This window comes from Novosphingopyxis sp. YJ-S2-01 (genome assembly GCF_016093175.1).
Taxonomy (GTDB): domain Bacteria; phylum Pseudomonadota; class Alphaproteobacteria; order Sphingomonadales; family Sphingomonadaceae; genus Novosphingopyxis; species Novosphingopyxis iocasae.
In genome coordinates, this window is sequence record NZ_JAEDAI010000001.1 from 1,491,510 (window position 1) to 1,515,829 (window position 24,320).

A 24,320-nucleotide genomic window follows, 5' to 3' on the forward strand; every position below is an offset into this window, starting at 1 on the left:
CATGGGAAATGGTACCGAACTTGGCCGGGTCCGCGGGCTCGGCTCCGCCAAAGAAGGCGCGCATCACTGGATCGGCCAGCGCCTTACCGCGCTTGCCAACCTGCTTCTTCTGCTCTGGTTCGTGGGATCGCTGCTGGCACTTCCTTCGCTCGGCTATCAGACGGTGGCGACATGGCTGTCCTCACCGCTGGTCGCGGTGCCGATGATCCTTCTGGTCATCAGCACCTGCTGGCACCTGCGCCTGGGCCTGCAGGTCTTCATCGAGGATTATGCGCATGAGCCGAGCGCCAAGCTGCCGCTCCTCATCATCCTCAACTTCTACGCGATCGCTGCCGCAGCGCTCGGCACCTTCGCCGTCCTGAAACTAGCCTTTACCGGAGCCGCCGCATAATGGCCGACGACCAGACGACCACCCAGCCTGCCTATCAGATCATCGACCACAGCTATGACGCGGTGGTGGTCGGCGCCGGCGGATCGGGCCTGCGCGCCACCATGGGCAGCGCCGAAGCGGGGCTTCGCACCGCCTGCATCACCAAGGTTTTTCCCACCCGCTCGCACACCGTGGCGGCGCAGGGCGGGATCGCCGCCAGCCTCGGCAATATGGGGCCGGACCACTGGACCTGGCACATGTACGATACCGTGAAGGGATCGGACTGGCTGGGCGATCAGGACGCGATCGAATATCTCTGCCGCGAGGCGCCGGCCGCCGTGTACGAGCTGGAACATGCCGGCGTGCCTTTCAGCCGCACCGACGAGGGCAAGATCTATCAGCGCCCCTTCGGCGGCCACATGCAGAATATGGGCGCGGGCCCGCCGGTGCAGCGCACCTGCGCGGCGGCGGACCGGACCGGCCACGCCATGCTTCATGCGCTCTACCAGCAGAGCCTGAAATATGATGCGGACTTCTTCATCGAATATTTCGCGATCGATCTGATCATGGAAAATGGCGAGTGCCGCGGCGTGATTGCGCTGTGCCTCGAGGATGGATCGATCCACCGTTTCCGCAGCCATGCCGTGGTGCTGGCGACAGGCGGCTGCGGCCGCGTGTTCCAGAGCGCGACGAGCGCGCACACCTGCACCGGCGATGGCGGCGGCATGGTAATGCGTGCCGGCCTGCCGCTGCAGGACATGGAGTTCGTGCAGTTCCATCCCACCGGCATTTACGGCGCGGGCGTGCTCATCACCGAGGGCGCGCGCGGCGAGGGCGGATACCTCACCAATTCCGAGGGCGAGCGCTTCATGGAGCGCTACGCGCCGAGCGCGAAGGACTTGGCCAGCCGCGATGTCGTGTCGCGTTCCATGGCGATGGAAATTCGCGAAGGCCGCGGCGTCGGCAAGGAAGCGGACCACATCTTCCTGCATCTCGACCATATCGATCCCGCCATCCTGGCCGAGCGTCTTCCTGGCATCACCGAAACCGGCAAGATCTTCGCCGGGGTGGACCTGACCAAGAAGCCGCTGCCGGTGGTGCCGACCGTGCACTATAATATGGGCGGCATCCCGACCAATTATCATGGCGAGGTGCTGAACCCGACGGCCGACAACCCCGATCAGATCGTGAAGGGCCTGTATGCGGCGGGCGAGGCGGGCTGCGTTTCGGTGCACGGCGCCAACCGCCTGGGTTCCAACAGCCTCATCGATCTCGTGGTGTTCGGCCGCGCGATCGGCAAGCGTCTTGCCGCGACGATCGAGCTGGGTTCCTCGCACAAACCGCTGCCCAAGGGTTCGGAAGAGTTCGCGTTGGAGCGTCTGGACCATTTCCGCCACGCCAAGGGCGGCTCGCCCACCGCCGATGTGCGCCGCGATATGCAGAAGACCATGCAGACGCATTGCGCCGTGTTCCGCGATACCGAGCTTCTGAACGAAGGGCTCGGCCAGATGGCCAAGGTCAACGCGCGGATGCAGGACATCCATGTGTCGGATCGCTCGCTCATCTGGAACACCGACCTCGTTGAGACGATGGAACTCGACAATCTGATGGCGCAGGCGATGGTGACCATCAAGAGCGCCGCGAACCGCAAGGAAAGCCGCGGCGCGCATAGCCATGAAGATTATCCGGATCGCAACGATGCGGAATGGATGAAGCACACCGTCAGCTGGTATGACGGCTGGGGCGGCAAGCCCAATGGCGCTAACGAAGGCGTCCGCCTCGATTACCGACCGGTCCACGAATATACGCTGACCGACGAGATCGATTATATCGAACCGAAAAAGCGGGTATATTGAGACAACAAGCTGCCGGGCCTGATGGTCCGGCAGTTTTTGTTTGCGCTAGTTCGATCCGCTGTCGTTCAGGCGGAGACACTCACTTGATCGGCGAAGGCGCTGGCAGCGATCGACAGGCTCTTCTTGCGCGCTTCATGATCGAAGATCGAGCTGGTGAGGATCAGTTCGTCCGCCTGCGTGCGATCGGTGAACTTCGCCATCTTTTCGCCCACCTGCTGCGCGGTGCCGGTTGCTGTGGCAGACAGAACCCCATCCAGCATTTGGCGATACTGCGGCGGCAGGCTGTCGCGATAGCCTGCGACCGGCGGCTTCAGGCGGCCTGGATTGCCGGAGCGTAGCGCCACGAAGCTTTGCTGCATGGAGCTTGCCAGCAGCTCCGCCTCAGCCTCACTATCGGCGGCGAAGACGTTGAAGCCGCACATCGCATAGGGCTTGTCGAGCACGGCGGAAGGCTCGAACCGGTGGCGATAGATCTCGAGTGCTTCGTCCAGCGCGGCCGGCGCGAAGTGACTGGCAAAGGCATAAGGCAGGCCGAGCGCGGCGGCGAGCTGCGCGCCGAAAAGGCTGGAGCCGAGAATGTAAATCTGCACATCGGCACCTGCGCCCGGCGTGGCGCGAATGCCGGTCTGGCCGTCATCGGCGAAATAGCTTTGAAGCTCCAGCACATCGCGCGGGAAGGCGTTGGGATCGCTGTCCAGCGTGCGGCGCAGCGCGGCGGCAACCCGTCCGTCCGATCCCGGCGCGCGGCCCAGGCCCAGGTCGATCCGCCCCGGATAAAGGGCATCGAGGGTTCCGAACTGCTCGGCAATCACCATCGGTGCGTGGTTGGGCAGCATGATCCCGCCCGCGCCCACGCGAATGGTCTTGGTAGCGGCCGCGACATGGCCCAGGACGATGCTGGTCGCGGCGCTCGCGATACCTTCCATGCCGTGATGCTCAGCCACCCAGTAGCGGGTAAAGCCAAGGCTTTCGGCATGGGCTGCAAGGTCGGCCGCATTGGCCAGCGACTGCGAAACGCTGCCGCCCTCGGTGACGGGGACGAGATCGAGTAGGGAGAGTTTTGTCATGCCACTGATGTGAGAAGCGCAGCGATTGATTGCAACGCCATCCGGAACCGGCTTGCGCGCGCTCCGTTGCGCCCGCCATGACCGATACCCAGCAATATCCGCTTCTCGCCAATCCTCATGTCCGGCTGACGGGGGCTGTCGACCAGAACATGTACAATCAGTTCCGCAACGCGCTGGAAAATGCGCCTGCCGATGGCAGCATCGTGATCGCGCTGACCACGCTGGGCGGCGATCCGGAAGTGGCGCGCACGATGGGCGACGATATTCGCATGCTGCGCGAATATGACGGGCGCGAACTCCTCTTTCTCGGTCGACAGGCGGTCTATTCCGCCGGCGCGACCTTCATGAGCTATTTCCCGCGCGAACATCGCTTTCTGACGCGCCAAACGCGCCTGATGGTTCACGAGCGGCAGATGAACGCCAGCGTCAATCTGAACGGACCTCTCCGCATGTGCATCGCGCAGCTGAAAGCGAAGCTGCACGAGATCGAACATTCGATCGAGATCGAGGAAGAGGGCTTTCGCGCACTCGCCGAGCAGTCCGACGTCAGTTTCGAGGATATCCGCGAAAAGGCGCCGGAAAACTGGTATATCGAAGCACAGGAAGCCAAACGGCTGGGGCTGGTGCTCGACATTGTCTGATCGTCAGCGTCGGCGCAGCTGATTGCGCCCCAGTTCGTCGATTCCGCTCACGCCCATCAGGCGCATGTCGCGTTCGATTTCGTCCCGCAGCTTGCCGAGGATGCGCTCGACGCCCGGCTGGCCGGCGGCGGCTAGCGCGTAGAGATAGAGCCGTCCGCCCGAGCAGGCATTCGCGCCCGCGGCGATGGCTTTCAGCACATGGGTGCCGCGCCGCACGCCGCCGTCGCAGATGATCTCGATCTTACCCCCCACCGCGTCGGTGATCTCCGCAATTTGGTCGAAGGGCGACCGGCTGCCGTCGAGCTGCCGCCCGCCATGGTTGGACACCATGATCGCATCCGCGCCCATCGCCACGGCCCGCTTGGCATCCGCGACCGACATGATGCCCTTCAGGCAGAAGGTGCCGCCCCATTCGTCGCGGATTTTCTCCGCGGCGCGCCAGTCCATCGTCCGGTCCAGCATGGTGTTGAAATAGTCGGCAACTGAGACCGCAACATTGCTGCCCGCATCGACATGGGTGTCGAGATTGGGGAGGTGGAATTTCTCGCGGAAGACGTAGTTCATCGTCCAGGCGGGGTGCGCGGCGAAGCTGATCGCGCTGCGCGGCGTCAGCTTGGGCGGTGAGGTGAAGCCGGTGCGCAGGCACCGCTCCCGGTTGCCTGCCACGATGGTGTCGACGGTGAGCGCCAGCGCATCGAACTTCGCCGCCTTGCAGCGCTCGATCATCGAACGGTTCAGTCCTTCGTCCTTGTGAACGTAGAGCTGGAACATTTTCGGCGTGGAGACGAGGGCGCCGATCTCCTCGATGCTCACCGTGGCGAGCGAGCTGATGCCGAACCAAGTGCCGAACTTTTCCGCGGCGCGGGCGACGGCGCGCTCGCCTTCCCAATGGAACAACCGCTGCAGGGCAGTGGGCGAGAGGAACAGCGGCATCGCGATGCGCCGGCCCATGAGGGTGATCCCCATGTCGATCTCTTCGCTGCCGGCCAGCACATTGGGGACAAGGTCCACATCGTCGAAGGCGGCGGTGTTGCGCGCTTTGGTGCCCTCATCGTCCGCCGCGCCGTCGATATAATGGAAGACGGGATAGGGAAGGCGGCGTTTGGCGAGCCGCCGGAAGTCCGCGACATTATGGCAATCGGAAAACTTCATGATGTTGCCTCGCTATCCGATCGCGCCGGGCGACGACAATGTCGTCACAGCGACCGCGCGGCAAAGGTATCGCATTGCTGCGGATCGCCGGACTGGAGGCCGCGCTGCAACCAGCGCATGCGTTGTTCGCTCGTCCCGTGCGTGAACATGCTCTCCACCGGGCGGCGGCCCGCCTCCTTCATCAGCGTGTCGTCTCCAATGGCGTGCGCCGCGGTCATGCCTTCCTCGATATCGCCCGGCTCCAGCCTGTCTCGGTTCTGGCCGGCCCAAACGCCCGCATAGCAATCCGCCTGTAGTTCCATGCGCACCTGCAGCGCATTGCCTTCCTCCTGGCTCGCCCGCGCCTGACGCTGTCGTACCTCGTCTGCGACGCCGGTCAGCTTTTGAATGTGATGGCCCATTTCATGCGCGATGACGTAGCGACGCGCGAAGTCTCCGCCTGCGCCCATTTGCTGGTCGAGCTGACGAAAGAAGTCCGTGTCCAGATAGATGCCTTGATCGGTCGGGCAATAGAACGGTCCCATGGCGGACTGCGCGGCGCCGCAGCCGGATTGGCCGCGTTGCGAGTAGAAGACCAGCGTGGGTTGGCGGAAGCCGGGCAGAACCTGTTCCCATGTGTTGTCGAGCGACGACAATGTGTTGCAGGCCTCTTTGCTTACGGCATCGATGTTGCAGGAGCTCTCCAGAGAGGTGCCGCCCCGCTGCGCGCTGCCTGCCGAGCCGCCACCACCGCCGCCCAATTGCAGCCCGCCGCTTGAAAAGATGAAGAAGCCGACAATGGCGATCAGCACGATCGTGCCGCAGCCCAATTTGCGACCCATAAGCAGCGGTAGAAAGCCGAGCAGGCCGCCCAAGCCACCGCCGCCCCCGAAACTCTGTCCGCGCTGGTCACTGACCTGAATGTCGTTGTCGTAATCATCGAGACGCATGACAGAAATCCTTGGGCAGAGGGCCGGATGACGAAGGCTAGCAGATTGTTTCGCGGTGGGAACCATCACACGCCGCCACCGGTTCCTCTATCAAAGGTTTGAAGGTTGGACATGGCGGATATTGAAGCGCAAACGGAACGCAGCAAACGTAGCGCGGGACCGGCGATGCCGCTGCCCGATCAGACGGTATTGCTGCTGCAGGGCGGAGGCGCCCTGGGTAGTTTTCAAGCCGGTGTGTTTCAGGGGTTGAGCGAGCTTTCCATTCCGCTCACCTGCGTTGCGGGCATCTCCATCGGGGCCGTCAACGCCGCGTTGATCGCGGGCAACCCGCCGGAAAAGCGCCTCGAAGCGCTCACCACATTCTGGAACATGGTGTCCGGCGGCATGCCGAATTTCGTGCTGCCCGAGGACAACCGGGTGCGCGAAGGCGCGCACATCGCCGCCGCGGCGACGGTGGCCAGCTTCGGTGTACCCGGCTTCTTCCGCCCGCACTGGGTGCCGCCGGGCTGGTCCCCGGCGGGCAGCGAAGCTTCCATCAGCTATTATGACAGTGCGCCGCTGGCCGAAACGCTCAACAAGCTGGTCGACTGGGATCTGTTGAACGACGGGCCGATGCGCGTTGCTGTGGGCGCGGTGGATATCGAAACCGGCAATTTCCAGTATTTCGATACGCGGAGCGATGACGATCCGGTCCGCATCGATGCGCGGCACATCATGGCGTCCGGCGCGCTGCCGCCGGGCCTGCCGCCGGTGGAAATCGACGGTCGGCATTATTGGGATGGCGGCCTCGTTTCCAACACACCGCTGGGGTACATTCTGGACACGCAGGGCAATGAAGATACGTTGATCTTTCAGGTCGATTTGTTCCCGGCCCGCGGCCAGCTGCCGCGCCGCATGACCGATGTCTGGGCGCGCGAAAAGGATATCCGCTTTTCCAGCCGGACCCGCGCGGTGACCGACCAGTATCTGCGCCTGCGCCAGGATCACGAAGCGATGCGCAAGCTGCTCGACCGACTGCCCGAGGACATGCAGGACGAGCCGGAGGTGAAGGCGCTGCGTGAGCGCGTGGCGGAAAGCGCGGTCAATGTCGTTCAGCTCGTCTATCGGACGCGTGCCTGGGAAACCGGCGCAAAGGATTTTGAATTTTCGCGCAGCACCATGCTCGATCACTGGCACCAAGGGCACGACGCCCTGTGCAGATCGATCGATAAGGGGGACATCCTGGCGCACAATATCGCGGACGGTAAAACCGACGCGTTCGATCTGGTGGATTGAGCGGAGGCGGGCGTTCTTTCCGCATGTCCCGCAATTTGAGTCATAAGAGAAGAAAGGAAATCTCCCATGTTCCTCAAAGGTAAGACCGCTCTCGTCACCGGTTCCACCAGCGGCATTGGCCTCGCTTATGCCAAGGCGCTCGCTGCGGAAGGCGCGAATATCGTCATCAACGGCTTCGGCGATGCCGACGATATCGAGGCGGAGCGCAAGGCGCTGGAAACGCTGAACGGTGCCAAGGCGATCTATTCCGACGCGGACCTGACCAAGCCGGAAAAGATCGAAGAGATGATGAAGCAGGCGGCCGATGAATTCGGCGGCGTCGATATCCTCATCAACAATGCCGGTACGCAGCATGTCGATCCGGTGGAGGAATTTCCGGTCGAAAAGTGGGATCTGATCATCGCGCTCAATCTCAGCGCGGCGTTTCACACCACGCGCCTTGCCGTGCCTTATATGAAGGAGAAGGGCTGGGGCCGCATCATCGCCACCGCGAGTGCGCACAGCAAGGCGGCCTCTCCGTTCAAGACGGCCTATGTCACCGCCAAGCACGGCATCGCCGGTTTCACCAAGACGATCGCCCTAGAACTGGCCCAGCACGGCATCACCGCCAACGCGATCAGCCCCGGCTATGTCTGGACGCCGCTCGTGGAAAACCAGATCCCCGATACGATGAAGGCGCGCAACATGAGCCGCGAGGACGTGATCGAGAAGGTGCTGCTCGAAGGCCAGCCGACCAAGGAGTTCGTCACCCCCGAACAGGTCGCCGCGATCGCGCTGTTCCTGTGCCGGGACGAAGCCGCGCAGGTGACCGGCGCCAACTGGTCCGTCGACGGCGGCTGGACGGCGGAGTGATCGATATCAATCGATCCGATCACTCTGTCTGACAAAGCCATATCGTTTCATTCGATCAATGGCGCGACCTATAAAGGATCATAACTGAGCGAAAAGCAGAGAGGAATATTCCCATGGATATGAAGACAGGCGAGATGAGCGGCGGCGGATGCCCCTTTCACGGTGATGGCGGCGTTCGCGGGCTGCTGGGACGGCAGAACCGCGATTGGTGGCCGGACGCGCTGCAGCTGGAAATCCTGCATCAGGGCGGCAAGTCGCCCGATCCGATGGGTGAAGACTTCGATTATGTCGAAGCTTTCAAGCAGCTCGATTATGATGCGCTGAAGAAGGACCTCCATGCACTGATGACCGACAGCCAGCCCTGGTGGCCGGCCGATTACGGCCATTACGGTCCGTTCTTCATCCGCATGGCCTGGCACGCTGCGGGCACTTATCGCACCGCGGACGGCCGCGGCGGCTCCAACAGCGGTCAGCAGCGCTTTGCGCCGCTCAACAGCTGGCCGGACAACGCCAATCTGGACAAGGCGCGCCGCCTGCTGTGGCCGATCAAGCAGAAATACGGCAAGCATATCAGCTGGGCCGATCTGCTGATCCTGACCGGCAATGTCGCGATCGAATCCATGGGCGGCCCGGTGTTCGGCTTCGGCGGCGGCCGCAAGGACGTGTTCGAGCCCGAGACGGACGTCTATTGGGGCACCGAGGAAGAGTGGGTTAACACAGGCGCCGAAACGCGCATCCAGCCCGACAAGGAAATGGCGCTGGAGAATCCGCTCGCGGCGATCCAGATGGGTCTTATCTACGTCAATCCCGAAGGCCCGGGCGGTGAGCCCGATCCGATGGGTTCTGCCCGCGATATCCGCGAAACCTTTGCCCGCATGGCGATGAACGACGAGGAAACCGTCGCGCTGACCGCAGGCGGCCACACCTTCGGCAAATGCCACGGCGCGGGCGATGCCAGCCTGGTCGGCGCGGAGCCGGAGGGTGCGGACGTCGCATTCCAGGGCCTCGGCTGGACCAGCGGCTTCGAGAGCGGCATGGGTGAGCACACCATCACCTCCGGCCTCGAAGGTGCGTGGACGCCGACGCCGATCCAGTGGGACATGGGCTATTTCGACAATCTGCTCGATCACGAATATGAGCTGGTGAAGAGCCCCGCCGGTGCGCAGCAGTGGCAGCCCAAGGGCAATCCGGAAGAAACGCAGGCCCCCGATGCCCACCGCGAGGGCAAAAAGGTGCCGACCATGATGACCACCGCCGACATGGCGATGAAGGTCGATCCGGAATATCGCAAGATCATGGAGAAATTCCGGGCCGATCCGGACTATTTCGCCGATGCCTTTGCCCGCGCATGGTTCAAGCTGACCCACCGCGATATGGGGCCGAAGGTCCGCTATCATGGGCCGGAAGTGCCGTCGGAAGATCTGATCTGGCAGGATCCGATTCCCGCCGGCAGCACGCCCGCGGACGGCGATGTCTCGGACTTCAAATCGAAGATTCTGAATAGCGGCCTTTCGGTATCCGAGCTCGTTCGCGCCGCTTGGGCGTCTGCCTCCACCTATCGCAAGTCGGACCATCGCGGCGGTGCCAATGGTGCCCGCGTCCGGCTGGCTCCGCAGAAGGACTGGGCGGTCAACGATCCGAGCGAGCTGTCGAAGACGCTCGCCAAGATCGATGAGCTGCGCGGCAGCCTTTCCATGGCCGATGCCATCGTGCTGGCCGGCACCGCGGCGGTGGAGAAGGCGGCGAAGGATGCCGGTTTCGACGTCACCGTGCCGTTCCTCGGTGGCCGCGGCGATGCGACCGACGAGCAGACCGATGCCGAAAGCTTCGAGCCGCTCGAGCCCAAGGCGGACGGTTTCCGCAATTATCTGTCGACCAAGATGAGCGTGAAGACCGAAGAGTTGATGCTCGACCGGGCTCAGTTGCTCGGTCTGTCGGCGCCGGAAATGACGGTGCTGCTCGGCGGCCTGCGCGTCCTTGGCGCGAACCAGGGCGGCAGCAAGCACGGCGTGTTCACGGACCGTGTAGGCCAGCTGACCAACGACTTCTTCGTCAACCTGCTCGACATGAAGACCGCCTGGAAGGTGGTCGACGAGAGCGGCGATGAGGAGTTCATCGGCTCCGATCGCGAAACCGACAAGGAGAAGTGGCGCGCCACGCGCACCGATCTGATCTTCGGTTCGAACTCGCAGCTGCGCGCGATCGCGGAAGTCTATGCGGAGAACGGCAACGAACAGAAGTTCGTGAACGACTTCATCAAAGCATGGACCAAGGTGATGAACGCGGACCGGTTCGATCTGAACTGATCGCCGGAGATTTCCCTCAGACTGGCCCGCTCTCCACATCGGGGGGCGGGCCTTTTTGCAGGTGAGTTAGAGCCCCTCGATGGTCAGATAGACCACGGCCTGAGTGAGCAGAACATAGGCGATCTCCCCGAAAGACATCGGTCCGGTGATCCCGGCGGTGTGGCGGCCCTCCAGATCGGCATAGTTGTAATTCAGGATGCAGTTGCAGCTGAAACTGGGCGGGCGGTCCATCTTCGCCACCTTTTCCGCGAACAGCGCCGGATAATCGCCGATCGGCTTGGCGAAGCGATAGGTAATGCCAGGGAAGACGGGCGCGAAAAATTCCAGCTTGCCCTCTTCTTCGACGATCCGCGCGGTCGCGACGTTGATTTTGGCGCCGTTATAGTCCGCGACCAGCGGTAGGCGCGTATCGATGCCATGTTCTTCGATATAGTCGATCAGGCGGCGTTTCTGCCCGTTGATCCGGGCCTCCCCGGCAGTGAAGCCAAGCGTGTCGAAATGGATCGCATCGCCATCCCCCTGTTCGAACAGATTGACGGTGTCCACCGCAGCCCATGCGTGATCCGGCAAAGCGATGTGCATCACCGCCGCATGCGTATCGGATTTTGTGCCGCTTGCGCCGTCATAGACCTTTGCGGTGTCCAGTCCGACGCGGTCCAGCGCGGTTCCGGCGACCCAGCCCACCACCGGACGATCGAACAGGCCGGGCCAGGTCTGACCGTGCAAGGCGAACATCCCATGCACGTCGCTCTGTGAAGGAAGGTAAAGAAGGGTGAAGCCATTGTCCGGCCCCGATTGCGCGAAGGAAGGCAGGGCCTCGCCGTCCATCAGTTCTTGCCGATGGACGCGCGCCTGCTCTGGCAGGCGGGTCACGAAAATGCGTTCGTGATCCTCCACGCCGCCTTGTTCGGCGCTCATGAAATAGGGGATGGTCCCCGCGATCCAGTTGCCGCGCGGCAGCTGATCGAGCAGCGCTTCTTCAGCCGCCAGGAGCAGCGTGGCCCCGCTTTCGATCATGCGCGCCACCGCCTCCACGCCGAACAGCGATCGATCGGCTTTCAAGGCGTTCATGCGCGTTCTCCATGGAAGATGGTCTGATAATCGGCTGCTGCAAAGCGGATGTTCTTTGTGAAAAACTGGTGCAGCTCGGCCGCCAGATCGTCGATCGAGCCTTCATCCTGCTGATAATCGCTGCGCAGGCGGATCATCAGGATCCGCAAAGCAAGGCATTCATATTTGGGCATCAGGCCACCGCGGATGAGCTGTCTCCAGCGATCATCCGTCGGAGAAACAATGGTGATTGTTGCGCAATCCATCTCGGCTTCCTCTCTTGCTGGGCCCCTTAGCCCAGTCTCCCTAACGAAAGATGCTGCCTCAGCTCGGCGTGGACCGATCGACCTTGGGTCCAGGCTTCGGCGGATCAATTTGCGGCGGCGGGGCGCTATCGCCTCTCGCAGCACTTGCTGCCGGTGGTGGGGGCGGGGGGCCCATCACGGGGCCGGGTGCAGGGGAGGGTGAGGGCGACAGCGCTGGCGCAGAGCTTAGCTGGCTTCCGATCGGTGAACCGTCGATGCCGGTCGGTTCGCCGAACGTGCCATTGTTGTTCATCGTGAAATCGGTCGGCATTTCGGCTGTCATGCGAACCGTGGGCTGAGCGGGCGCAGCGGCTGGAGCGGGTGGAGCACTCGTTACGGCAGGGGCCGGATCTGGTGCCGCGTCCTCGCCCGATGGCAAGGCCAGCGCTACGATCATCGCAAATCCGATCACTCCGCCAAGCAGTTTGATATTTCGGTTCATGCGCGTCTGCTTAGCGCGCTCCGCTTAAGGATCGGTTGAGGCCCGCAAGCCGAGGGACTGGTGGCGGTCGTTTCACCTGCGGAACCTTTATGCTGATTCGTCAGTTTGGCAGGCTGGATTAATGGTCGAGAGGGTTTCGATTATGACTACCGAAGAACGTCGTACCGAGCGGTTTGAAGACGGTTCCACCCACACCACTACCGTGATCGAGCGTGACGGGGCCGAGCCGCGGCGAGGCGGTGGCAGCGGCATCCTGATCGGCGCGATCTTGCTTATCGCGCTCGTCGTGGGCGGTTATTTCCTGATGCAGATGAGCAATAGCGAAACCGCCAAGAATGATGCCATCAGCTCGGCCGCCAGCGATGTAAGCGATGCGGCCAAGAATGTCGGCGATGCGGCGAAGGACGCGGCAGACAATCTCAACAATTAAAATCGCGTTGGGGCGGGTTCTCTGCCCGCCCCAACAGCTGTCGGAATGCGTGACAGACCTGTAAAGTTAACCGACATTTTACTTACCCCCACTGGAATTGCTAGTGTTTTTTGCACTGTTTTCTAAATCGTTTCCTCTTCCGCGTTTGTTCTCGAACTTGAAAATAGCCGCATCGCCAAGCCGCGCTTGGTCGACCTGGCGCGCATAGTGCTCGACAACCTTGTAGGTCTGCCCCGTTATGCTGGCGACCTCGGCAATGGTGCACCCGGCTTCCAAGAGGCTGATAACGGCGTTCTTGCGCAGGCCATGCGGGACAAGATCGGGGCGACCGAACTCCGCAGTAAACTCCTTCAGTTCCTTGCGCGGGCGTTGGGGTGAAAGTGGGCCCCCCCGATAGTTTGTCAGGATGGTGAGGCCCGTCTTAGGGGTGCGGTCCAGCTCGGCGCGTAAGGCGGCCATCAACGGGATGCGCAGTTTCTTGGAAGTCTTTTGCTGGACGACGTAGACTGCATCGTCGCGGATATCAGTCCACCGCATCTTGCAAACATCGCCGATCCGCTGCCCGGTATAGTAGAGCAACGTGATAGCGAGCCGGGTGCGGGCTTTCTTGGCTATTAACCCGGCTTCCAAAATATGCTCAGGCCAGCTTTCATATTCGCCAGTCTTGCGTTTGGCAAAGTCCTTGGTCGGTTCGAGGTTCGTCTTGCCGCGCTTACGAGCGAAGGTGTAAATCACCCCCAGTACCGCCAGAAATCCGTTGTGCGACGCCGCGCCCATAACGGTGTTGTCGATTACCACCTGCACATCGCTGCGCTTCAGGTCGTCGACTACGAACTCGCCAAGCTCCTTGTTCACGCGCTTGAGATTTGCCCGGTAGGCTTTTTGCGTGCCGACAGACAGATCCGAAAAGACGCCGCTGGCCTCGTAATCGTCTATAAGCTCGGCGATGGTGTATCGAGCCGTGGCGCGTTTTGTCCGCCCACCTTTCAGCGCGGCGTAGCTGTCGAAAAAGCCCGCCGCAGACGGGTGCGGCATTGGCGCGTAGATCGTCTTGCCGCGGGAGTTCTTCTTGCCGGTGTTGAAATAGGCGTAGACCTTGCCCTTCGAATGGACATACTTCACCCATTGAAGGCTAGGCAGTTTACGCTTGGGCATGGCGTTCGTACAGCTTGCGACGATAGTCCGGCATGGTGTCGACTCCGGCGATACGGTTGATTGCGGCATCAAGCGCGTGCTGGTCCCAATGCTCTCGCCCGCCTACCAGAACAGACCCAGGCAGGCGGCCGATCGTCACTTCTTTGACGAAAGCAGACTCGCTCATGTCGCAATATTCTGCGGCGGTCTTGCACTTCATCAAGCGAGGCCAGCGCGCAGTCACTCTGCATTCTCCGCAAGAGCGCGAAGGGCGATGGAGGCTTGGCGCGCGAGGTCGCAGACGCGATGCCAGTCAGCGGGCCGCACCTTCACGCTATCCTTCGCCGGCAGCGTTCCGGCGCCCTCCTCTCCGGTGTGAACCGCACGTGCCACCGCATCAGCCAGCGCCAGCAGTTCGGCTTTCGATGCTGTGGTCATGGCTGCACCTGTAGGGCTGTTGATGATGCAGGGCGGACGCGATATTCAGCGAATGTGCGAGGGCCGTGCTGGGTAGTTACGCCGGACCCTCCACAGGCCGGGCACTGATAGAAGTGCAATAAGCGCTCCATTAGCGTGCCGCTGCCTCGACATAATCGACAAAGCATCACGCCCTCCCCGCAGTCTTGCTAGACCGGACATAGAACAGCGGACGCACAGGCTGGGCAGCGACCTCGGCAAGAGGCATGGCATGGCCGCAGGTGGCGCACTCCGCTGTTGATCGTCCGATATGCCAGTGCGTCGATCCGCAGCCGTCACAGTGCCGACGATCGCCAGCGTGATAGGTCGGGCTGTAGCGGTTCATGGCGGTGGCGAGGGCGGTCATGATTGTTCGCCCCGTGCTTTGGCGATGAACCGCTCGAGCATTTGCAGCCCGCCCGGCGGGTAAATGAACGACTTGCCGGAACGCGCGAAATCCAGAAACATCTCAGCCACCTCATATCCATCGGGCGCGGCGGCGATTAGGTGGGCATTGGCGATACGCGTCGCTTCAGGCCAGCCAGTCATGTCGTTAGGAAAGGTCGTCGCGGCTACTGCGGTGCCGAGATCGTTGTCGCAGTAGACGTAAGAAGAGATTCCTCCCCCTTTGCCTCCGCCTACCTCCCACGGTCCCGGCGTGAACTTCGTTTCCTGTGTCATCGTAAACCTTTCTCCACAGGCGTTGCCGTGCCTACCTGTGGAATATCTTGCGCGGAGAGGGGAAGTTCAGCGGGAGGGCTTGCCGCCGTGGTCGCTGTTCCTAAGGTGCTCACAACTTTTCGGAAGTTTGCCGCACCAGCCACAAACCTTGTCGTGGTCGTGGTGATTGAAATCGTCTCTCGGGTCGGTTTTTACATCAGTCATGGTATTTCCTTTCGAGGTGTGGAGGGGGCCGGTTATTGGCGAGACCCGCCTCCCTGGGGTGAGGGGTTAGCCAATGCCGAGCGCGGCCTTGTACATCTCAATCAGCGCTTCCATTTCCTTGCGCTCATCGGGTTTCAGCCGCCGCAAGCGCACGATCTGACGCATGATTTTCACGTCATAGCCCTGCGACTTCGCCTCGCTGTAGACATCGCGAATGTCGTCGCTGATGCCCTTCTTCTCTTCTTCAAGACGTTCAACGCGCTCGATAAACAGCCGCAGTTGCTGGTCGGTGGTGGTGGCTTCTTCTGTCATGGGGTGTCCTTTCAGGCTGCTTCGGGTTCACGCGCACGGTAGCGCGCTTGGTATTTGGCTAGTTCGGGATCCGGATCGGTCAGGCGGATGCCGCGCTGCAGGCTTTCGCGCTGCACGGTGTCCAGAAACCGCACCATCTGCCGGACCTTCATTTCGCTGGTCACCGGGATGAACCGCATTGCTTCCAGCTTATGTTCGTAGGGCAAGGGCTTGAGCGCGCGATCGTAAACCTCGCGAAATTCCGCGCTGTCTTCCCGCAAGATCGGCACGCCGTGATGCAGCTTCCATTCCTGCTGCTGTTCGTCGGCTGTTAGATCGCCGCGTTGGCCAGCAGCTTCGGTTGCCCATAGCCACATGAGCGCGTTCTGATCGCGGCTGCGGTCCCGACCCTGCACCCATTCCACCGTGACAGGCAGTTTAAGGCCGGACAGGAGCGTAACAAACGCTTCCAAGTCCGCCGGGCTTTGAATGATCCTATGCGCCACGGCTTGCCTGCTCCCGGCGAATATCGACCGCCTTAGGACTGCATCGCGCGAACTCCTGCGCCAGCGCGTGACGGTTGATCCTGGCTTCGGCGTCGAACGCATCCTCTCCGATCATGTGCTGGCGAGAGTGGCAGTCGTGGCAGAGGCTGATCGTGTGCCAATCGTCCGGCTTCGTGCCCATGCCGCAGGGCGTGCCCTTGCGGTTGTGAGCGACCTCGATCGCCGCGCGGCAACCGCAGGCACAGCACGCATGATTGCGAACAAAATCGCAGTGGGCATGCGAGCGCCAGCGCTTCGTGCGGTTGGTGCGCTTTTCGCGGGGTGGGCGGATGCGTTCAGGCAGCATCACCGCACCCGGCGCTCAAGCGCGAAGTCGGGCGAAATGAAGGGCACGTCGTCGTCGAGGTCGTCTGGCTCATTCCATGCCCCGCCGCTGCCAGTCTCCGGCCCGCCCCATTGGTTGCCGCGGTCATTTACATGGCGCGGGCCGTCGTTCTGCGAGCCGCCACCCTGCGGGCCGTCCAGCATGATAAGCTTACTGCCCATGGGCGGGAGGACGCATTCCGTCGAATAGCGGTCGTTACCCTGCTGGTCGGTCCATTTACGGGTGCGCCATTGCCCCTGAACCAGAATGCGGCTGCCCTTGCGCAGAAACCGCTCGGCGACACCAATCAGGCTATCGCTCTGAATCGTGACGCTAATCCATTCTGTGCGCTCCTTGCGCTCACCGCTCTGTTTGTCCTTCCATGCCTCACTAACTGCGATGCGCAGGTTGCAGATGCGACCGCCGTTCTGGAAAGACTTCACTTCAGGATCAGCACCAAGCCGCCCCGTAAAGGTACACTGATTAAGGTCGGTCATGCGGCTTCCTTCATGCTGTAGCGGGTGGAGAGGTCGGCTACCGTCTCATCAAGTTCGGTCAGGAAGGCGCGCACTTCGGCTTCCATTTCGGCAATCATGTCGTCGTCACGGTCCACGCGCTGGACGTAGAGCTGCATCTCGACCGGAAGCCGGGGATCATAGCTGGCGAAGTCGCACCACTGGCGACCGGTGCAGGCCATTTGCCACTGCATCTGTTTGATGTAGCGGCCGTCGATATTGCCGCCGCGCAACGTCTCGATATGAGTAGCAGTGTTCGGACACTTGATCTCGACCAAGCCGTCATCACCGACCAGCCCATCTGGGGACGCACCAGCGTTCGGAATGTCTGGGTGAATGACGAACCCGATTTCCGCGACCGTCACGCCGCGCTCAAACTCATAGGCTTCGCGAGCGGATGCTTCCTGATCAACGCCCCACTGCATCGCGGCGTTCATGTAGCTTTGCTCAACGTTGCCAGTCAGCCGCTCGGCCACCAGTTGAGCCATGTAATTCTTGCGGTCTGCTCCGGGCTTACCATCACGCAGCTTTGCCATGACAGCAGCGAGCTTGGAGGCTGTGACTTTCCCGCACCGGATCGAAAACCAATCGTCGGTGCGCTGTTCGATTTCCTGCGTCATGCGGCTTCCTTTTCCGGCTGAATTTTCTTGAGAAGCGCGGCTTTCGCGTGGCCGAAGGCATTGGCGGGAAGTTCGGGGAGGCTATCGACGCGATAGTAAGAGCAGAACTTTTTCATATCCGACTTGCTGTCCCGAACGAGCTGATCCAGCTCGGCAACTTGATCGTCGCTGATGGTCGGCACCTGCTGCGCTTTCTGGCGGGCTTGCTGGCCAGCGCTGGCGGCGTTGCCGTCGTCATCCTCCGGACAGATGCCGACTGCGGCCCCGAGGGCATAGCGCCGCGCATAAGTGGTGGCGGAACCGTAGGCTTGCGCATCGGTCTTGCTAAGCGGGATGCTGAGCGATGTTGCGATGAACTGCCCGCTTTCGTGCATGACGATTTGTTCCATCGCCATAGTGCGTTCCTGCGCATCGTATGCGCCGGGGAATTGCATGATCGAGAAGCCAGCTTTCGGGCCTACAGCCTGCCAGGCTTCCCAAACTGCGCTGAGGTCGGCATACTTGCTCTTGAAGTGCGGGTTAGTGCTGCTCTTGACGGCACCGCCGATAGTTGCCTGAACCCCAGCCATAGCTTTCGCAAAGGCGTCGATTGTTTCAGAACGTTCCATTGATAGCTCCCACAATAACCGGCATGCACGGGACAGCGCAGCCGAGGGTGATGATGAACCCTGCCAGACGCCACAGAGGGGCAGGGCAGGTGCGGAGGATGGTGAGGGGGCGGGTCATGCGCGCACCCGCTTCGGTGCACAGCGCTTGATCAGCGTCTTGAACTCGGCCTCGCAGGGTTCCGCATCGGGGCGGATTTTGCGGAAGCGGGTTGGGCAATAATCGCCTTCTGGGTTGTCTGACCGTATTTCTTCCAGCTTTAGTCCGAACAGAAAATTACCGGAGGACCAGAGACCCGGAGCGGTCAGGCCTGCAACGCGATAGACTTGGCCTTGCTTTGGTTGTTGGAGATGCCGGCCAAACTTGTCTCCGGCATCGACACACAGCGCCAGATCGCCAACTTGCCAGTCAGTCACGCCACACCCCCATTCCGCTTGGCATCGCCAGCTTGTGCGCGGTGGCGGGATATGGCGGCATCAATCAGCGCATTGGCGCGCTTGTAGTGCGCTTCTTTTGCGCGCTCGATCCGTTCCCGTTCAGCCGGGTCGTTCCAGTAGCGCTGCAAGCCTTCGAAGCTGCTATGCGCTTGCATATGGTGGTCACGCAGGGCCATCGGGTGGCCAAAGATGCGCCCGCATTCTAGGCATTGCATCTGGCGAGCGATCTGTGCGGTATCAGGCATAGCCATATCCTCAGATGGGGTTGGTGAGAGCGCGGCGGCGGGCGCGTTCTTGGCGCTCGGCAACTGCCTCAAAAAGATCGAAGCCAGTCATCATGCCGGTGAAGCCGCGGCAGTGGTTTTCGTCGCATTCACGCTGAGCGCGCTCAATCTCCCGCTCCAGCTCCGCGTCTGTCAGCTTGCGCAGGTCAGTCATGGGGCTGATCCTTGCGGGCTGCGAGCATGGCGTCGGCAATGCCGTATGCTTCTTCGGCAACGCCATCTGGCCCCTCAAACACAGCGCCACTTGCAAGACAGCCGGCCACCCATTGCCCCGCAAACCAGTCGCGAAGGGTCATGCCATCATATCCGCCCTGTTCGGGGTTCCCCATTGGGAAAGCCGGCGGGTTCTCCTGCGCACTCACGCCACGCACTCCCGCTTAGCGGCGAGGTCAACGTAGTGATCGCGCATGATCTCACCCGCGCTGGCAAACTCCTGCCTTACGCCAAACTCGTCCTCGCACTCGGCCTGAAGGTTGCTGACAGCATCAGACATGCAGGCCACGGCGTCTGCGATTTGGACAACGCCGGGAAGGTTCAGCGCCAGCGAGCGCAGTTCTTTCAGGATCGCTTCGGCGCGGTCGCGCTGTTCGAGCGCTGCGGTGGGGGTGGTGTGGGCGTTCATGCTACCATCTCCACCGGGAAAATGGCGTCGCGATTTACGTGGCGAAGATACGCACCATAAAGGTCAGTAACGGCCCCGTTGATGCTGTCTGAAACGTCGCGGATCAGCGCGCGGTCGCCAGAAGCATGTAGCGCCCACCCGCTTACGCCATCGGGGCCGGTCCACGCCGCACCGATTTTGCGGTCGCCAGCATAGAGAACGACGGTCCGTCCTGCGTCGGTGGTTTTTTGGGTAAGCTGCAACATGTTTCGTCTCCAAGGCTGTGTGCCTGATGGAGACGGTATGGGGGAGATTTCCCCCGCTGTCAATCGCTAATTGGGGAAATTTCCCCTAGTCGTAATCCGCGTCGTTTTCGCCAGACGCAAAATGCCGAATGCCGTGCAGATATTCGGTGTGACGCTCTTGTCGGTTTTCCATTTGCTCAAGCTGCCAACGCAGCCCCTTGATCTCTTGCAAGAGCTTATCGAAGCGTTCGACTATGGCGTAGAGAAGGAAGGCGATGACGGCGATAATAACACCAAGGACCCAGATTTGCGCCGGGGTCAGCATTACATCATCCCTTGTGGCATCACGAACAGCACCGGCGATGCCCAGACGACTTCCACATTTTCCATGTCCGGGGCGTTGAGCGATCGGAGCGTGTAACGCCCTGGCTCTGTGCCTGGCGAAAGGATTTTTAGGTAGGTGCCGCCCTCAACGGTTCGGACGGCGCAGTAGCGGTTCAGGTAATCCGGAAGCACGCCGTCATGATCGCGGCGGACGTATATAATCTCGCCTGCTTCGTACTTCGGAAGCATGGAGGAACCAGTAACCTCTAGCGCCATAAGTTTCCCTACGCTCAAAGGCGGCCTAGGGACATAACGCGCAACCTCGCCATACAGCTCGGCGTCGGGATCGATAGAAAACAGAACCTCACCACCGGCGCCAATCTGCCCGAGAACCGGGACCATGGCAACAGCTCCGGTCAGTCTATCGACAGGCAGTTCGAGAGCATCCGCGATCTTCCGCAATGTGCCAATGCCGGGGTTGTCGGTCCGGGTGAGAAGGTCCCGCACCGCGCTCTCAGATAGCTCAGCGGCGGCACTTAACCCACGGCGGCTCAGCTTTTTAGCCTTCATCTCGCTTTCAATGAGGCGGCGGATTTCATCAATGTCAGCCATGTGGGAAATATCGCACGGCGCTCGCCCATCGCGCGACTCACGAAATATCCCCCATTCGCGCTTGACACTGGGGGAGATTTCCCCCATCAAAGTCATATGGATGACCTCAAGAGCGAAATCGCAGCCTTCTGCCGCCGGCATGAACTGAGCGAAAGCCAGTTCGGCATTCTTGCCCTGAACGACAAGAACTTCGTTCCGCAGTTCAATGACGGTCGCGATATCCGGTTCAGCACAGCCGATCGGGTCCGCGCCTTCATGGCCGAATACAAGCCCCAAGGGGCGGCGGCATGAGCGACTGGTGGAACCGCCCGCACACGCCGCTTGACCATGGCGAACTGCAGATTCCGCTGCGTAAGCGGATGGGCAACATTGATGCTCAGCTTGATCGTTACAAGGCTGAGCAAGCGCGCAAGGATGCTAGCGAGCATCGGCGCATACGCACCGAAACGCGCGTCACGAAAGACCGTGTTCGCGATTTGCTCGCCTCCCTTTCTGATGAACGGGTCATGCAGCTGGCAAAACCTTTTGGTTGCCGTAAGCCTCATACCGCACGGGCCGAACTTTTGCGCATTTCGCTAGGTAATCTCGCGAGCTTTGTTCGCGCTCTAGAGCGCGAGGTGGCGGCATGAAGCCCGTTCGCACACGTAGCGGCTCGATCCTGCGAACTCCGGCAGAACTGGCGGAATGGGCGTTCAATTACGTCCGCGTGCCTGGCGGCACCGTTTGGTTTGAACTCGGCAGGGATCACCAGAAGCACCTCGCAGAAATGGCAGAAGCAATCGCCGAGCGAGTTTCAGCATGACCTGCATCGACGATCCCGACAACAACGGTTCCGATCCCGGCAGCTGGGCTGATGCTCTGCTGTTCGTACCTAAACAGAATCCCGGTCCTTTCACCGCCGGGACAGGGGGCGTCGTGCCCGCAGGCCACGCACACGGCGTCCCCGAACCTATTCCCGGTGCCTCTTTCAGCGGCAACGACCAACCCGCCGGGAACGACGGCGCGGCCATCCCCCCTCTGGGTCGCGCCGTCACACCTTCCGCAGACGCGAACGGGGAGGGCTGAGCGATGGCTAAGTTTGCTTTCGTTCTGGCGCTTGTTTGGTTTGTCGCTGCCGCTGCAGCCGCGCTTCTCGGTGGCCCGTTTTATGCGCAGGTCGGGCTCGGAATGGGCTGGGCGGCTTTGGGGGTGCTGCAGGAAATCCTCGACCAATTGCGGGGACGCTAAATGCCCGTCCCCGTCTGCCATAACCACTATCCCCACAGCGACCGCACGAAGGTCCGCTGCACCGTGCGCCGGTACGAGTTCATCCCGGTCCACGCGCCAGCGAAAATTGCGGCTTTGTTTGTCGAGAAAGACGGCTGCTATTACGGCTTGCCAAACGTCGATCCTTGGGATCGCGAGCGTGATGCACGGACGTTCAGCGGCGGCGGCCCCGTAATCGCCCACCCACCGTGCGAGCGCTGGGGCGCGATGGCCGCAGTCAACTATGCGCGCTGGGGGGGGGAGCACAACCGTCCTGGCAATGATGGGGGTTGCTTCAAGTCCGCTTTGCAAAGCGTTCGCCGTTGCGGGGGCGTTCTCGAACACCCTGCCAAGAGCCGAGCTTTCAAAGCTTTCGGAATCCCAAAGCCGGTGGCCAAGGGATGGAACGAAACCGCAGACGGATGGGTCTGCGAAGTGTGGCAATCGGCTTACGGCCACCGCGCGAACAAAGCTACTTGGCTTTACTATGTCGGCAAAAACCCGCCCTTCGAACTTGATTGGTCCCGCCCGAAAGGAACGCACCAAGTAGGGTTTCACGACCAACGCGGGAAATCTCGCAACAAGCCGACGCTGCCGCGCTCCGAAGCGCGAGCAACTCCGCTGCCCTTCAGAGATACCCTTATTGCGCTCGCGGCCCACGCGCTCCGCCAATCGATCGACAACCGCACGCACCAGCTCCCCGATGGGCCGGGCTTCCAGTGCGGTGTCGATGCTTCCTTTCATGACCACAGCAATAGCCTGGAGGCGCAATAGCATCATGGCTCACGAAGACATCATCCTGCACCGGACCAAAGACCTGCAACGCCGCATGTTTCGGGTCGCTACCGACCCGCTGCGCTACAGCTTGCCGCTCAAGGTCATCGCGGCCGACAGCGGCATTCCATACTCCACCTTGCGCACCTATGCCGAGGGTAGTGCGGCAATGCCGTTCTATGCGTTCGCCAAGCTGCTGGCCGTTCTGCCGGATGCCGTCACTTCGATCATGGTGGGCGGCGCTGGGAAGGCGATCATCACCTGCACCGATGAAGGCGACCACGATACGCTAGCCGCTACGTGCATCGACTTTGCCGCAGAACACGCGCGCGCACGGCATCCGGAAAGCGAGTGCGGTGTCGATATTGGGCCGGGTGAGGAAGAAAGGCTGCGCGGCAAGAGTGCGCGCTTGAAGGCGGCATGACCGAGAAAGAAAAGAAGGCCCGCCAAGCGCGCCAACAAGCCCTTTCCGCTCACCTCGCAGCGACTGACGCAACCCCCGATCCCGAAAGCCTGTCGCGCTCTTACGGGCTGGAAATCACCGAAGTGCGACGCCTCATAAAGCTAAGGAATTCGTAATGGATAGCCCTGCTTATCTGATGGATCAATTCGCCGCCCGCTGCGGGCTTACGCCGATGATGGCGAAGCGTGGGCTTTTGCTTCAGGCTTATGCGGACGATGGGCGGACGCTTAAAGCCAGCGCGCGCTTGCTCAGCATATCGGATGCGTCCTGCAAGGAGCTGGCGCGAAAGCTGTTGATCGACTTCCCTGATTATCGCCCATATCAAAGGCTGGAAAAGAAGGGCCTCCCACGCCCCATTCCGGCAACGCGGGACATCGCCTTGCCCGCTAGCGAACTGCCGATGTTCGCATGAACCTCCCCAGCTTCCTCCGCCCGAAAACAATCGTTCGCGAACCCACGCCTAGCGAAGCCGGGCGCATCATGGCTCTGCAAGCCCAAAGCCCAGACAGCTACAAGCGCAAGCGTCGCCCGATCTGGAACAAGGCCAGCAAGATGCGCGCCCGCATGGGGATGGCTCCTGTCGATTGGGAGGGGCTATGACGGACAGACAGCCGAGCTATTGGCAGATGCAGAACGAACGCCTGGCAGAAGAAATCCAGCGCTTTCGTCCTGTTCGGATGCCAGTGAGTGGGGGCGAAAGGCGAGGTCGCGGGCGGTCACTTACCGACGCCGAAAAGCGCGAAGCTCGCCGTGTTTATCAAGAAGGACTTGCCGTAATCGCTAAGCGTGTTCCGCTGCGCGTTTTAGCTGATCGATATGGCGTCTCAATCAGCACCATTTTTAAAGCGGTGAACGGTCTGTGAGCGCTTACCCGTTCCACTACGATATGCCGCGCGAAGCCCCAAAGGGTGCCAGCGAAGTGGAAATCCAGGCGAGCTGTAAGAAGCGCGTCGAGGCATCATTCGACGCCATCATGGTAGCGGTGCCCAACGGCGGCAAACGATCCCGCTGGGCGGCTGCTCAGGCGAAGCGCGAGGGGATGCGCAAGGGCTTCCCCGATACCGTCATTATCGGCGGGCTGCGCAACCGCGGCAAGGTCGCGTTCGTCGAGTTTAAAGCCAGTTCGTCGCTTTCGACCGAGCAGCGCGATCTACTCACCACGCTTCACGAAGCCGGCCACCAGTGCGGCGTTTTCCGTTCGCAGGACACCCTTGCCGACAAGCTGGTCGATTGGGGGTGGCTGTGAAACTTGGGGATAACTGCCGGGGCCTTGAAACATCAGG

General features: G+C 61.4%; 40 protein-coding genes. 16 read left to right on the forward strand and 24 right to left on the reverse strand.

Annotated features, from left to right (window positions below; all coding sequences use genetic code 11):
* The first annotated feature begins 1 nt into the window (after position 1).
* Together sdhD and sdhA are read left to right on the forward strand one after the other, a co-directional pair.
* The gene (sdhD, locus tag I6A82_RS07180; RefSeq protein ID WP_198094298.1) at positions 2-391 is read left to right on the forward strand and encodes a succinate dehydrogenase, hydrophobic membrane anchor protein; all 390 of its coding nucleotides are present in this window, start codon (positions 2-4) and stop codon (positions 389-391) included.
* Positions 391-2,226, forward strand: coding sequence for a succinate dehydrogenase flavoprotein subunit (gene sdhA / locus I6A82_RS07185; protein WP_198094299.1), 1,836 nt, complete (start codon positions 391-393; stop codon positions 2,224-2,226). Before sdhD ends, sdhA begins: the two co-directional genes overlap by 1 nt.
* Before the next feature lie 65 nt (positions 2,227-2,291).
* On the opposite strand, the gene I6A82_RS07190 is transcribed toward sdhA, so the two are convergent.
* A complete protein-coding gene (locus tag I6A82_RS07190; protein ID WP_198094300.1) occupies positions 2,292-3,293 on the reverse strand; it encodes an LLM class flavin-dependent oxidoreductase in 1,002 nt (333 codons plus the stop codon).
* A 77-nt stretch (positions 3,294-3,370) separates the two neighbouring features.
* Here I6A82_RS07190 and I6A82_RS07195 point away from each other — a divergent pair, with 77 nt between their 5' ends.
* Complete coding sequence (locus I6A82_RS07195; protein ID WP_198094301.1) at positions 3,371-3,934, forward strand: ATP-dependent Clp protease proteolytic subunit; 564 nt, start codon at positions 3,371-3,373, stop codon at positions 3,932-3,934.
* 3 nt (positions 3,935-3,937) lie between these two features.
* Here I6A82_RS07195 and I6A82_RS07200 read toward each other — a convergent pair whose 3' ends face one another.
* Complete coding sequence (locus I6A82_RS07200; protein WP_198094302.1) at positions 3,938-5,086, reverse strand: alpha-hydroxy acid oxidase; 1,149 nt, start codon at positions 5,084-5,086, stop codon at positions 3,938-3,940.
* Between the two features lie 44 nt (positions 5,087-5,130).
* On the reverse strand, positions 5,131-6,015 hold the full coding sequence (gene ypfJ / locus I6A82_RS07205) for a KPN_02809 family neutral zinc metallopeptidase (RefSeq protein ID WP_198094303.1): 885 nt from the start codon (positions 6,013-6,015) through the stop codon (positions 5,131-5,133).
* Between the two features lie 111 nt (positions 6,016-6,126).
* Here ypfJ and I6A82_RS07210 point away from each other — a divergent pair, with 111 nt between their 5' ends.
* The 3 genes from I6A82_RS07210 to katG all read left to right on the forward strand — a co-directional run bounded on the left by I6A82_RS07210 (position 6,127) and on the right by katG (position 10,448).
* Positions 6,127-7,290, forward strand: coding sequence for a DUF3734 domain-containing protein (locus I6A82_RS07210; protein ID WP_198094304.1), 1,164 nt, complete (start codon positions 6,127-6,129; stop codon positions 7,288-7,290).
* Positions 7,291-7,356: 66 nt separating this feature from the next.
* Entirely contained in the window at positions 7,357-8,142 is a 786-nt protein-coding gene (locus I6A82_RS07215) for a 3-hydroxybutyrate dehydrogenase (RefSeq protein ID WP_198094305.1), read from the forward strand.
* A gap of 113 nt (positions 8,143-8,255) precedes the next feature.
* A complete protein-coding gene (gene katG, locus I6A82_RS07220) occupies positions 8,256-10,448 on the forward strand; it encodes a catalase/peroxidase HPI (protein WP_198094306.1) in 2,193 nt (730 codons plus the stop codon).
* Between the two features lie 66 nt (positions 10,449-10,514).
* Here katG and I6A82_RS07225 read toward each other — a convergent pair whose 3' ends face one another.
* From I6A82_RS07225 to I6A82_RS07235, 3 genes are read right to left on the reverse strand one after another with little or no spacing between them, the layout of a single operon-like run.
* The gene (locus I6A82_RS07225) at positions 10,515-11,519 is read right to left on the reverse strand and encodes a DUF6976 family protein (RefSeq protein ID WP_198094307.1); all 1,005 of its coding nucleotides are present in this window, start codon (positions 11,517-11,519) and stop codon (positions 10,515-10,517) included.
* Positions 11,516-11,764 (reverse strand): hypothetical protein, encoded by a 249-nt coding sequence (locus I6A82_RS07230; RefSeq protein ID WP_198094308.1) that lies wholly within the window; start codon positions 11,762-11,764, stop codon positions 11,516-11,518. Before I6A82_RS07230 ends, I6A82_RS07225 begins: the two co-directional genes overlap by 4 nt.
* 58 nt (positions 11,765-11,822) lie before the next feature.
* Positions 11,823-12,245, reverse strand: a complete 423-nt coding sequence (locus tag I6A82_RS07235; protein ID WP_198094309.1) for a hypothetical protein — start codon at positions 12,243-12,245, stop codon at positions 11,823-11,825.
* Positions 12,246-12,387: 142 nt separating this feature from the next.
* Between I6A82_RS07235 and I6A82_RS07240 the strand changes: the two genes are divergently transcribed.
* Positions 12,388-12,675, forward strand: a complete 288-nt coding sequence (locus I6A82_RS07240; protein ID WP_187335765.1) for a hypothetical protein — start codon at positions 12,388-12,390, stop codon at positions 12,673-12,675.
* A gap of 78 nt (positions 12,676-12,753) precedes the next feature.
* Here I6A82_RS07240 and I6A82_RS07245 read toward each other — a convergent pair whose 3' ends face one another.
* The 18 genes from I6A82_RS07245 to I6A82_RS07330 all read right to left on the reverse strand — a co-directional run bounded on the left by I6A82_RS07245 (position 12,754) and on the right by I6A82_RS07330 (position 20,831).
* Positions 12,754-13,830: a tyrosine-type recombinase/integrase gene (locus I6A82_RS07245; protein WP_198094310.1), complete on the reverse strand. Its 1,077-nt coding sequence runs from the start codon at positions 13,828-13,830 to the stop codon at positions 12,754-12,756.
* Positions 13,817-14,029 carry a hypothetical protein gene (locus I6A82_RS07250; protein WP_198094311.1) on the reverse strand — a complete coding sequence of 71 codons (213 nt, stop codon included), beginning with the start codon at positions 14,027-14,029 and terminating at the stop codon, positions 13,817-13,819. Before I6A82_RS07250 ends, I6A82_RS07245 begins: the two co-directional genes overlap by 14 nt.
* A gap of 20 nt (positions 14,030-14,049) precedes the next feature.
* Positions 14,050-14,247 (reverse strand): hypothetical protein, encoded by a 198-nt coding sequence (locus tag I6A82_RS07255; RefSeq protein WP_198094312.1) that lies wholly within the window; start codon positions 14,245-14,247, stop codon positions 14,050-14,052.
* Positions 14,248-14,628: 381 nt separating this feature from the next.
* Positions 14,629-14,946 carry a hypothetical protein gene (locus I6A82_RS07260; RefSeq protein ID WP_198094313.1) on the reverse strand — a complete coding sequence of 106 codons (318 nt, stop codon included), beginning with the start codon at positions 14,944-14,946 and terminating at the stop codon, positions 14,629-14,631.
* A 270-nt stretch (positions 14,947-15,216) separates the two neighbouring features.
* The gene (locus tag I6A82_RS07265) at positions 15,217-15,462 is read right to left on the reverse strand and encodes a DUF2312 domain-containing protein (protein WP_198094314.1); all 246 of its coding nucleotides are present in this window, start codon (positions 15,460-15,462) and stop codon (positions 15,217-15,219) included.
* 11 nt (positions 15,463-15,473) lie between these two features.
* Entirely contained in the window at positions 15,474-15,914 is a 441-nt protein-coding gene (locus I6A82_RS07270) for a hypothetical protein (protein ID WP_198094315.1), read from the reverse strand.
* Positions 15,915-15,936: 22 nt separating this feature from the next.
* Positions 15,937-16,293 carry a DUF968 domain-containing protein gene (locus I6A82_RS07275; protein WP_198094316.1) on the reverse strand — a complete coding sequence of 119 codons (357 nt, stop codon included), beginning with the start codon at positions 16,291-16,293 and terminating at the stop codon, positions 15,937-15,939.
* Positions 16,293-16,808, reverse strand: a complete 516-nt coding sequence (ssb, locus tag I6A82_RS07280; protein WP_198094317.1) for a single-stranded DNA-binding protein — start codon at positions 16,806-16,808, stop codon at positions 16,293-16,295. Before ssb ends, I6A82_RS07275 begins: the two co-directional genes overlap by 1 nt.
* Complete coding sequence (locus tag I6A82_RS07285) at positions 16,805-17,446, reverse strand: lambda exonuclease family protein (RefSeq protein WP_198094318.1); 642 nt, start codon at positions 17,444-17,446, stop codon at positions 16,805-16,807. Before I6A82_RS07285 ends, ssb begins: the two co-directional genes overlap by 4 nt.
* Complete coding sequence (locus I6A82_RS07290; protein ID WP_198094319.1) at positions 17,443-18,069, reverse strand: ERF family protein; 627 nt, start codon at positions 18,067-18,069, stop codon at positions 17,443-17,445. Before I6A82_RS07290 ends, I6A82_RS07285 begins: the two co-directional genes overlap by 4 nt.
* 99 nt (positions 18,070-18,168) lie before the next feature.
* Positions 18,169-18,468 carry a hypothetical protein gene (locus I6A82_RS07295; protein WP_198094320.1) on the reverse strand — a complete coding sequence of 100 codons (300 nt, stop codon included), beginning with the start codon at positions 18,466-18,468 and terminating at the stop codon, positions 18,169-18,171.
* Positions 18,465-18,734 carry a hypothetical protein gene (locus I6A82_RS07300; protein ID WP_198094321.1) on the reverse strand — a complete coding sequence of 90 codons (270 nt, stop codon included), beginning with the start codon at positions 18,732-18,734 and terminating at the stop codon, positions 18,465-18,467. Before I6A82_RS07300 ends, I6A82_RS07295 begins: the two co-directional genes overlap by 4 nt.
* 10 nt (positions 18,735-18,744) lie before the next feature.
* A complete protein-coding gene (locus tag I6A82_RS07305; RefSeq protein WP_198094322.1) occupies positions 18,745-18,927 on the reverse strand; it encodes a hypothetical protein in 183 nt (60 codons plus the stop codon).
* Positions 18,920-19,069 (reverse strand): hypothetical protein, encoded by a 150-nt coding sequence (locus I6A82_RS07310; RefSeq protein ID WP_198094323.1) that lies wholly within the window; start codon positions 19,067-19,069, stop codon positions 18,920-18,922. Before I6A82_RS07310 ends, I6A82_RS07305 begins: the two co-directional genes overlap by 8 nt.
* Before the next feature lie 62 nt (positions 19,070-19,131).
* The gene (locus tag I6A82_RS07315; protein WP_198094324.1) at positions 19,132-19,395 is read right to left on the reverse strand and encodes a hypothetical protein; all 264 of its coding nucleotides are present in this window, start codon (positions 19,393-19,395) and stop codon (positions 19,132-19,134) included.
* Entirely contained in the window at positions 19,392-19,640 is a 249-nt protein-coding gene (locus I6A82_RS07320) for a hypothetical protein (protein ID WP_198094325.1), read from the reverse strand. Before I6A82_RS07320 ends, I6A82_RS07315 begins: the two co-directional genes overlap by 4 nt.
* Positions 19,641-19,725: 85 nt before the next feature.
* A complete protein-coding gene (locus tag I6A82_RS07325; RefSeq protein WP_198094326.1) occupies positions 19,726-19,944 on the reverse strand; it encodes a hypothetical protein in 219 nt (72 codons plus the stop codon).
* Complete coding sequence (locus I6A82_RS07330) at positions 19,944-20,831, reverse strand: XRE family transcriptional regulator (protein ID WP_232343343.1); 888 nt, start codon at positions 20,829-20,831, stop codon at positions 19,944-19,946. Before I6A82_RS07330 ends, I6A82_RS07325 begins: the two co-directional genes overlap by 1 nt.
* A gap of 11 nt (positions 20,832-20,842) precedes the next feature.
* Here I6A82_RS07330 and I6A82_RS07335 point away from each other — a divergent pair, with 11 nt between their 5' ends.
* From I6A82_RS07335 to I6A82_RS14560, 9 genes are all read left to right on the forward strand, one after another.
* The gene (locus I6A82_RS07335; protein ID WP_198094327.1) at positions 20,843-21,184 is read left to right on the forward strand and encodes a hypothetical protein; all 342 of its coding nucleotides are present in this window, start codon (positions 20,843-20,845) and stop codon (positions 21,182-21,184) included.
* Complete coding sequence (locus I6A82_RS07340) at positions 21,181-21,357, forward strand: hypothetical protein (RefSeq protein WP_198094328.1); 177 nt, start codon at positions 21,181-21,183, stop codon at positions 21,355-21,357. The genes I6A82_RS07335 and I6A82_RS07340 overlap by 4 nt, the downstream gene beginning before the upstream one ends.
* Positions 21,358-21,623: 266 nt before the next feature.
* Positions 21,624-21,782 carry a hypothetical protein gene (locus I6A82_RS07345; protein ID WP_198094329.1) on the forward strand — a complete coding sequence of 53 codons (159 nt, stop codon included), beginning with the start codon at positions 21,624-21,626 and terminating at the stop codon, positions 21,780-21,782.
* Complete coding sequence (locus tag I6A82_RS07350; protein ID WP_198094330.1) at positions 21,783-22,574, forward strand: hypothetical protein; 792 nt, start codon at positions 21,783-21,785, stop codon at positions 22,572-22,574. It abuts the gene before it with no gap.
* A 4-nt stretch (positions 22,575-22,578) separates the two neighbouring features.
* Positions 22,579-22,998, forward strand: a complete 420-nt coding sequence (locus I6A82_RS07355) for a hypothetical protein (protein WP_198094331.1) — start codon at positions 22,579-22,581, stop codon at positions 22,996-22,998.
* Positions 22,995-23,153 carry a hypothetical protein gene (locus I6A82_RS07360; RefSeq protein ID WP_198094332.1) on the forward strand — a complete coding sequence of 53 codons (159 nt, stop codon included), beginning with the start codon at positions 22,995-22,997 and terminating at the stop codon, positions 23,151-23,153. The genes I6A82_RS07355 and I6A82_RS07360 overlap by 4 nt, the downstream gene beginning before the upstream one ends.
* Positions 23,153-23,449: a hypothetical protein gene (locus tag I6A82_RS07365; protein WP_198094333.1), complete on the forward strand. Its 297-nt coding sequence runs from the start codon at positions 23,153-23,155 to the stop codon at positions 23,447-23,449. The genes I6A82_RS07360 and I6A82_RS07365 overlap by 1 nt, the downstream gene beginning before the upstream one ends.
* A gap of 184 nt (positions 23,450-23,633) precedes the next feature.
* Complete coding sequence (locus I6A82_RS07370) at positions 23,634-23,900, forward strand: hypothetical protein (protein WP_198094334.1); 267 nt, start codon at positions 23,634-23,636, stop codon at positions 23,898-23,900.
* A gap of 56 nt (positions 23,901-23,956) precedes the next feature.
* Positions 23,957-24,283: a VRR-NUC domain-containing protein gene (locus I6A82_RS14560; RefSeq protein ID WP_198094335.1), complete on the forward strand. Its 327-nt coding sequence runs from the start codon at positions 23,957-23,959 to the stop codon at positions 24,281-24,283.
* Positions 24,284-24,320 lie beyond the last annotated feature (37 nt).

Coding starts and splice junctions, on each gene's coding strand:
- I6A82_RS07365 (WP_198094333.1), top strand. CDS start 23,153: ATGGATAGCCCTGCTTATCTGATGGATCAATTCGCCGCCCGCTGCGGG.
- sdhD (WP_198094298.1), top strand. CDS start 2: ATGGGAAATGGTACCGAACTTGGCCGGGTCCGCGGGCTCGGCTCCGCC.
- I6A82_RS07195 (WP_198094301.1), top strand. CDS start 3,371: ATGACCGATACCCAGCAATATCCGCTTCTCGCCAATCCTCATGTCCGG.
- ypfJ (WP_198094303.1), bottom strand. CDS start 6,015: ATGCGTCTCGATGATTACGACAACGACATTCAGGTCAGTGACCAGCGC.
- sdhA (WP_198094299.1), top strand. CDS start 391: ATGGCCGACGACCAGACGACCACCCAGCCTGCCTATCAGATCATCGAC.
- I6A82_RS07225 (WP_198094307.1), bottom strand. CDS start 11,519: ATGAACGCCTTGAAAGCCGATCGATCGCTGTTCGGCGTGGAGGCGGTG.
- I6A82_RS07285 (WP_198094318.1), bottom strand. CDS start 17,446: ATGACGCAGGAAATCGAACAGCGCACCGACGATTGGTTTTCGATCCGG.
- I6A82_RS07370 (WP_198094334.1), top strand. CDS start 23,634: ATGACGGACAGACAGCCGAGCTATTGGCAGATGCAGAACGAACGCCTG.
- I6A82_RS07210 (WP_198094304.1), top strand. CDS start 6,127: ATGGCGGATATTGAAGCGCAAACGGAACGCAGCAAACGTAGCGCGGGA.
- I6A82_RS07215 (WP_198094305.1), top strand. CDS start 7,357: ATGTTCCTCAAAGGTAAGACCGCTCTCGTCACCGGTTCCACCAGCGGC.
- I6A82_RS07300 (WP_198094321.1), bottom strand. CDS start 18,734: ATGCCTGATACCGCACAGATCGCTCGCCAGATGCAATGCCTAGAATGC.
- ssb (WP_198094317.1), bottom strand. CDS start 16,808: ATGACCGACCTTAATCAGTGTACCTTTACGGGGCGGCTTGGTGCTGAT.
- I6A82_RS07245 (WP_198094310.1), bottom strand. CDS start 13,830: ATGCCCAAGCGTAAACTGCCTAGCCTTCAATGGGTGAAGTATGTCCAT.
- I6A82_RS07255 (WP_198094312.1), bottom strand. CDS start 14,247: ATGACCACAGCATCGAAAGCCGAACTGCTGGCGCTGGCTGATGCGGTG.
- I6A82_RS07315 (WP_198094324.1), bottom strand. CDS start 19,395: ATGAACGCCCACACCACCCCCACCGCAGCGCTCGAACAGCGCGACCGC.
- I6A82_RS07240 (WP_187335765.1), top strand. CDS start 12,388: ATGACTACCGAAGAACGTCGTACCGAGCGGTTTGAAGACGGTTCCACC.
- I6A82_RS07200 (WP_198094302.1), bottom strand. CDS start 5,086: ATGAAGTTTTCCGATTGCCATAATGTCGCGGACTTCCGGCGGCTCGCC.
- I6A82_RS07320 (WP_198094325.1), bottom strand. CDS start 19,640: ATGTTGCAGCTTACCCAAAAAACCACCGACGCAGGACGGACCGTCGTT.
- I6A82_RS07190 (WP_198094300.1), bottom strand. CDS start 3,293: ATGACAAAACTCTCCCTACTCGATCTCGTCCCCGTCACCGAGGGCGGC.
- I6A82_RS07340 (WP_198094328.1), top strand. CDS start 21,181: ATGAAGCCCGTTCGCACACGTAGCGGCTCGATCCTGCGAACTCCGGCA.
- I6A82_RS07310 (WP_198094323.1), bottom strand. CDS start 19,069: ATGACCCTTCGCGACTGGTTTGCGGGGCAATGGGTGGCCGGCTGTCTT.
- I6A82_RS07250 (WP_198094311.1), bottom strand. CDS start 14,029: ATGAAGTGCAAGACCGCCGCAGAATATTGCGACATGAGCGAGTCTGCT.
- I6A82_RS07235 (WP_198094309.1), bottom strand. CDS start 12,245: ATGAACCGAAATATCAAACTGCTTGGCGGAGTGATCGGATTTGCGATG.
- I6A82_RS07265 (WP_198094314.1), bottom strand. CDS start 15,462: ATGACAGAAGAAGCCACCACCACCGACCAGCAACTGCGGCTGTTTATC.
- I6A82_RS07260 (WP_198094313.1), bottom strand. CDS start 14,946: ATGACACAGGAAACGAAGTTCACGCCGGGACCGTGGGAGGTAGGCGGA.
- I6A82_RS07275 (WP_198094316.1), bottom strand. CDS start 16,293: ATGCTGCCTGAACGCATCCGCCCACCCCGCGAAAAGCGCACCAACCGC.
- I6A82_RS07335 (WP_198094327.1), top strand. CDS start 20,843: ATGAGCGACTGGTGGAACCGCCCGCACACGCCGCTTGACCATGGCGAA.
- katG (WP_198094306.1), top strand. CDS start 8,256: ATGGATATGAAGACAGGCGAGATGAGCGGCGGCGGATGCCCCTTTCAC.
- I6A82_RS07345 (WP_198094329.1), top strand. CDS start 21,624: ATGGCTAAGTTTGCTTTCGTTCTGGCGCTTGTTTGGTTTGTCGCTGCC.
- I6A82_RS07325 (WP_198094326.1), bottom strand. CDS start 19,944: ATGCTGACCCCGGCGCAAATCTGGGTCCTTGGTGTTATTATCGCCGTC.
- I6A82_RS07305 (WP_198094322.1), bottom strand. CDS start 18,927: ATGACTGACCTGCGCAAGCTGACAGACGCGGAGCTGGAGCGGGAGATT.
- I6A82_RS07230 (WP_198094308.1), bottom strand. CDS start 11,764: ATGGATTGCGCAACAATCACCATTGTTTCTCCGACGGATGATCGCTGG.
- I6A82_RS07350 (WP_198094330.1), top strand. CDS start 21,783: ATGCCCGTCCCCGTCTGCCATAACCACTATCCCCACAGCGACCGCACG.
- I6A82_RS07360 (WP_198094332.1), top strand. CDS start 22,995: ATGACCGAGAAAGAAAAGAAGGCCCGCCAAGCGCGCCAACAAGCCCTT.
- I6A82_RS07355 (WP_198094331.1), top strand. CDS start 22,579: ATGGCTCACGAAGACATCATCCTGCACCGGACCAAAGACCTGCAACGC.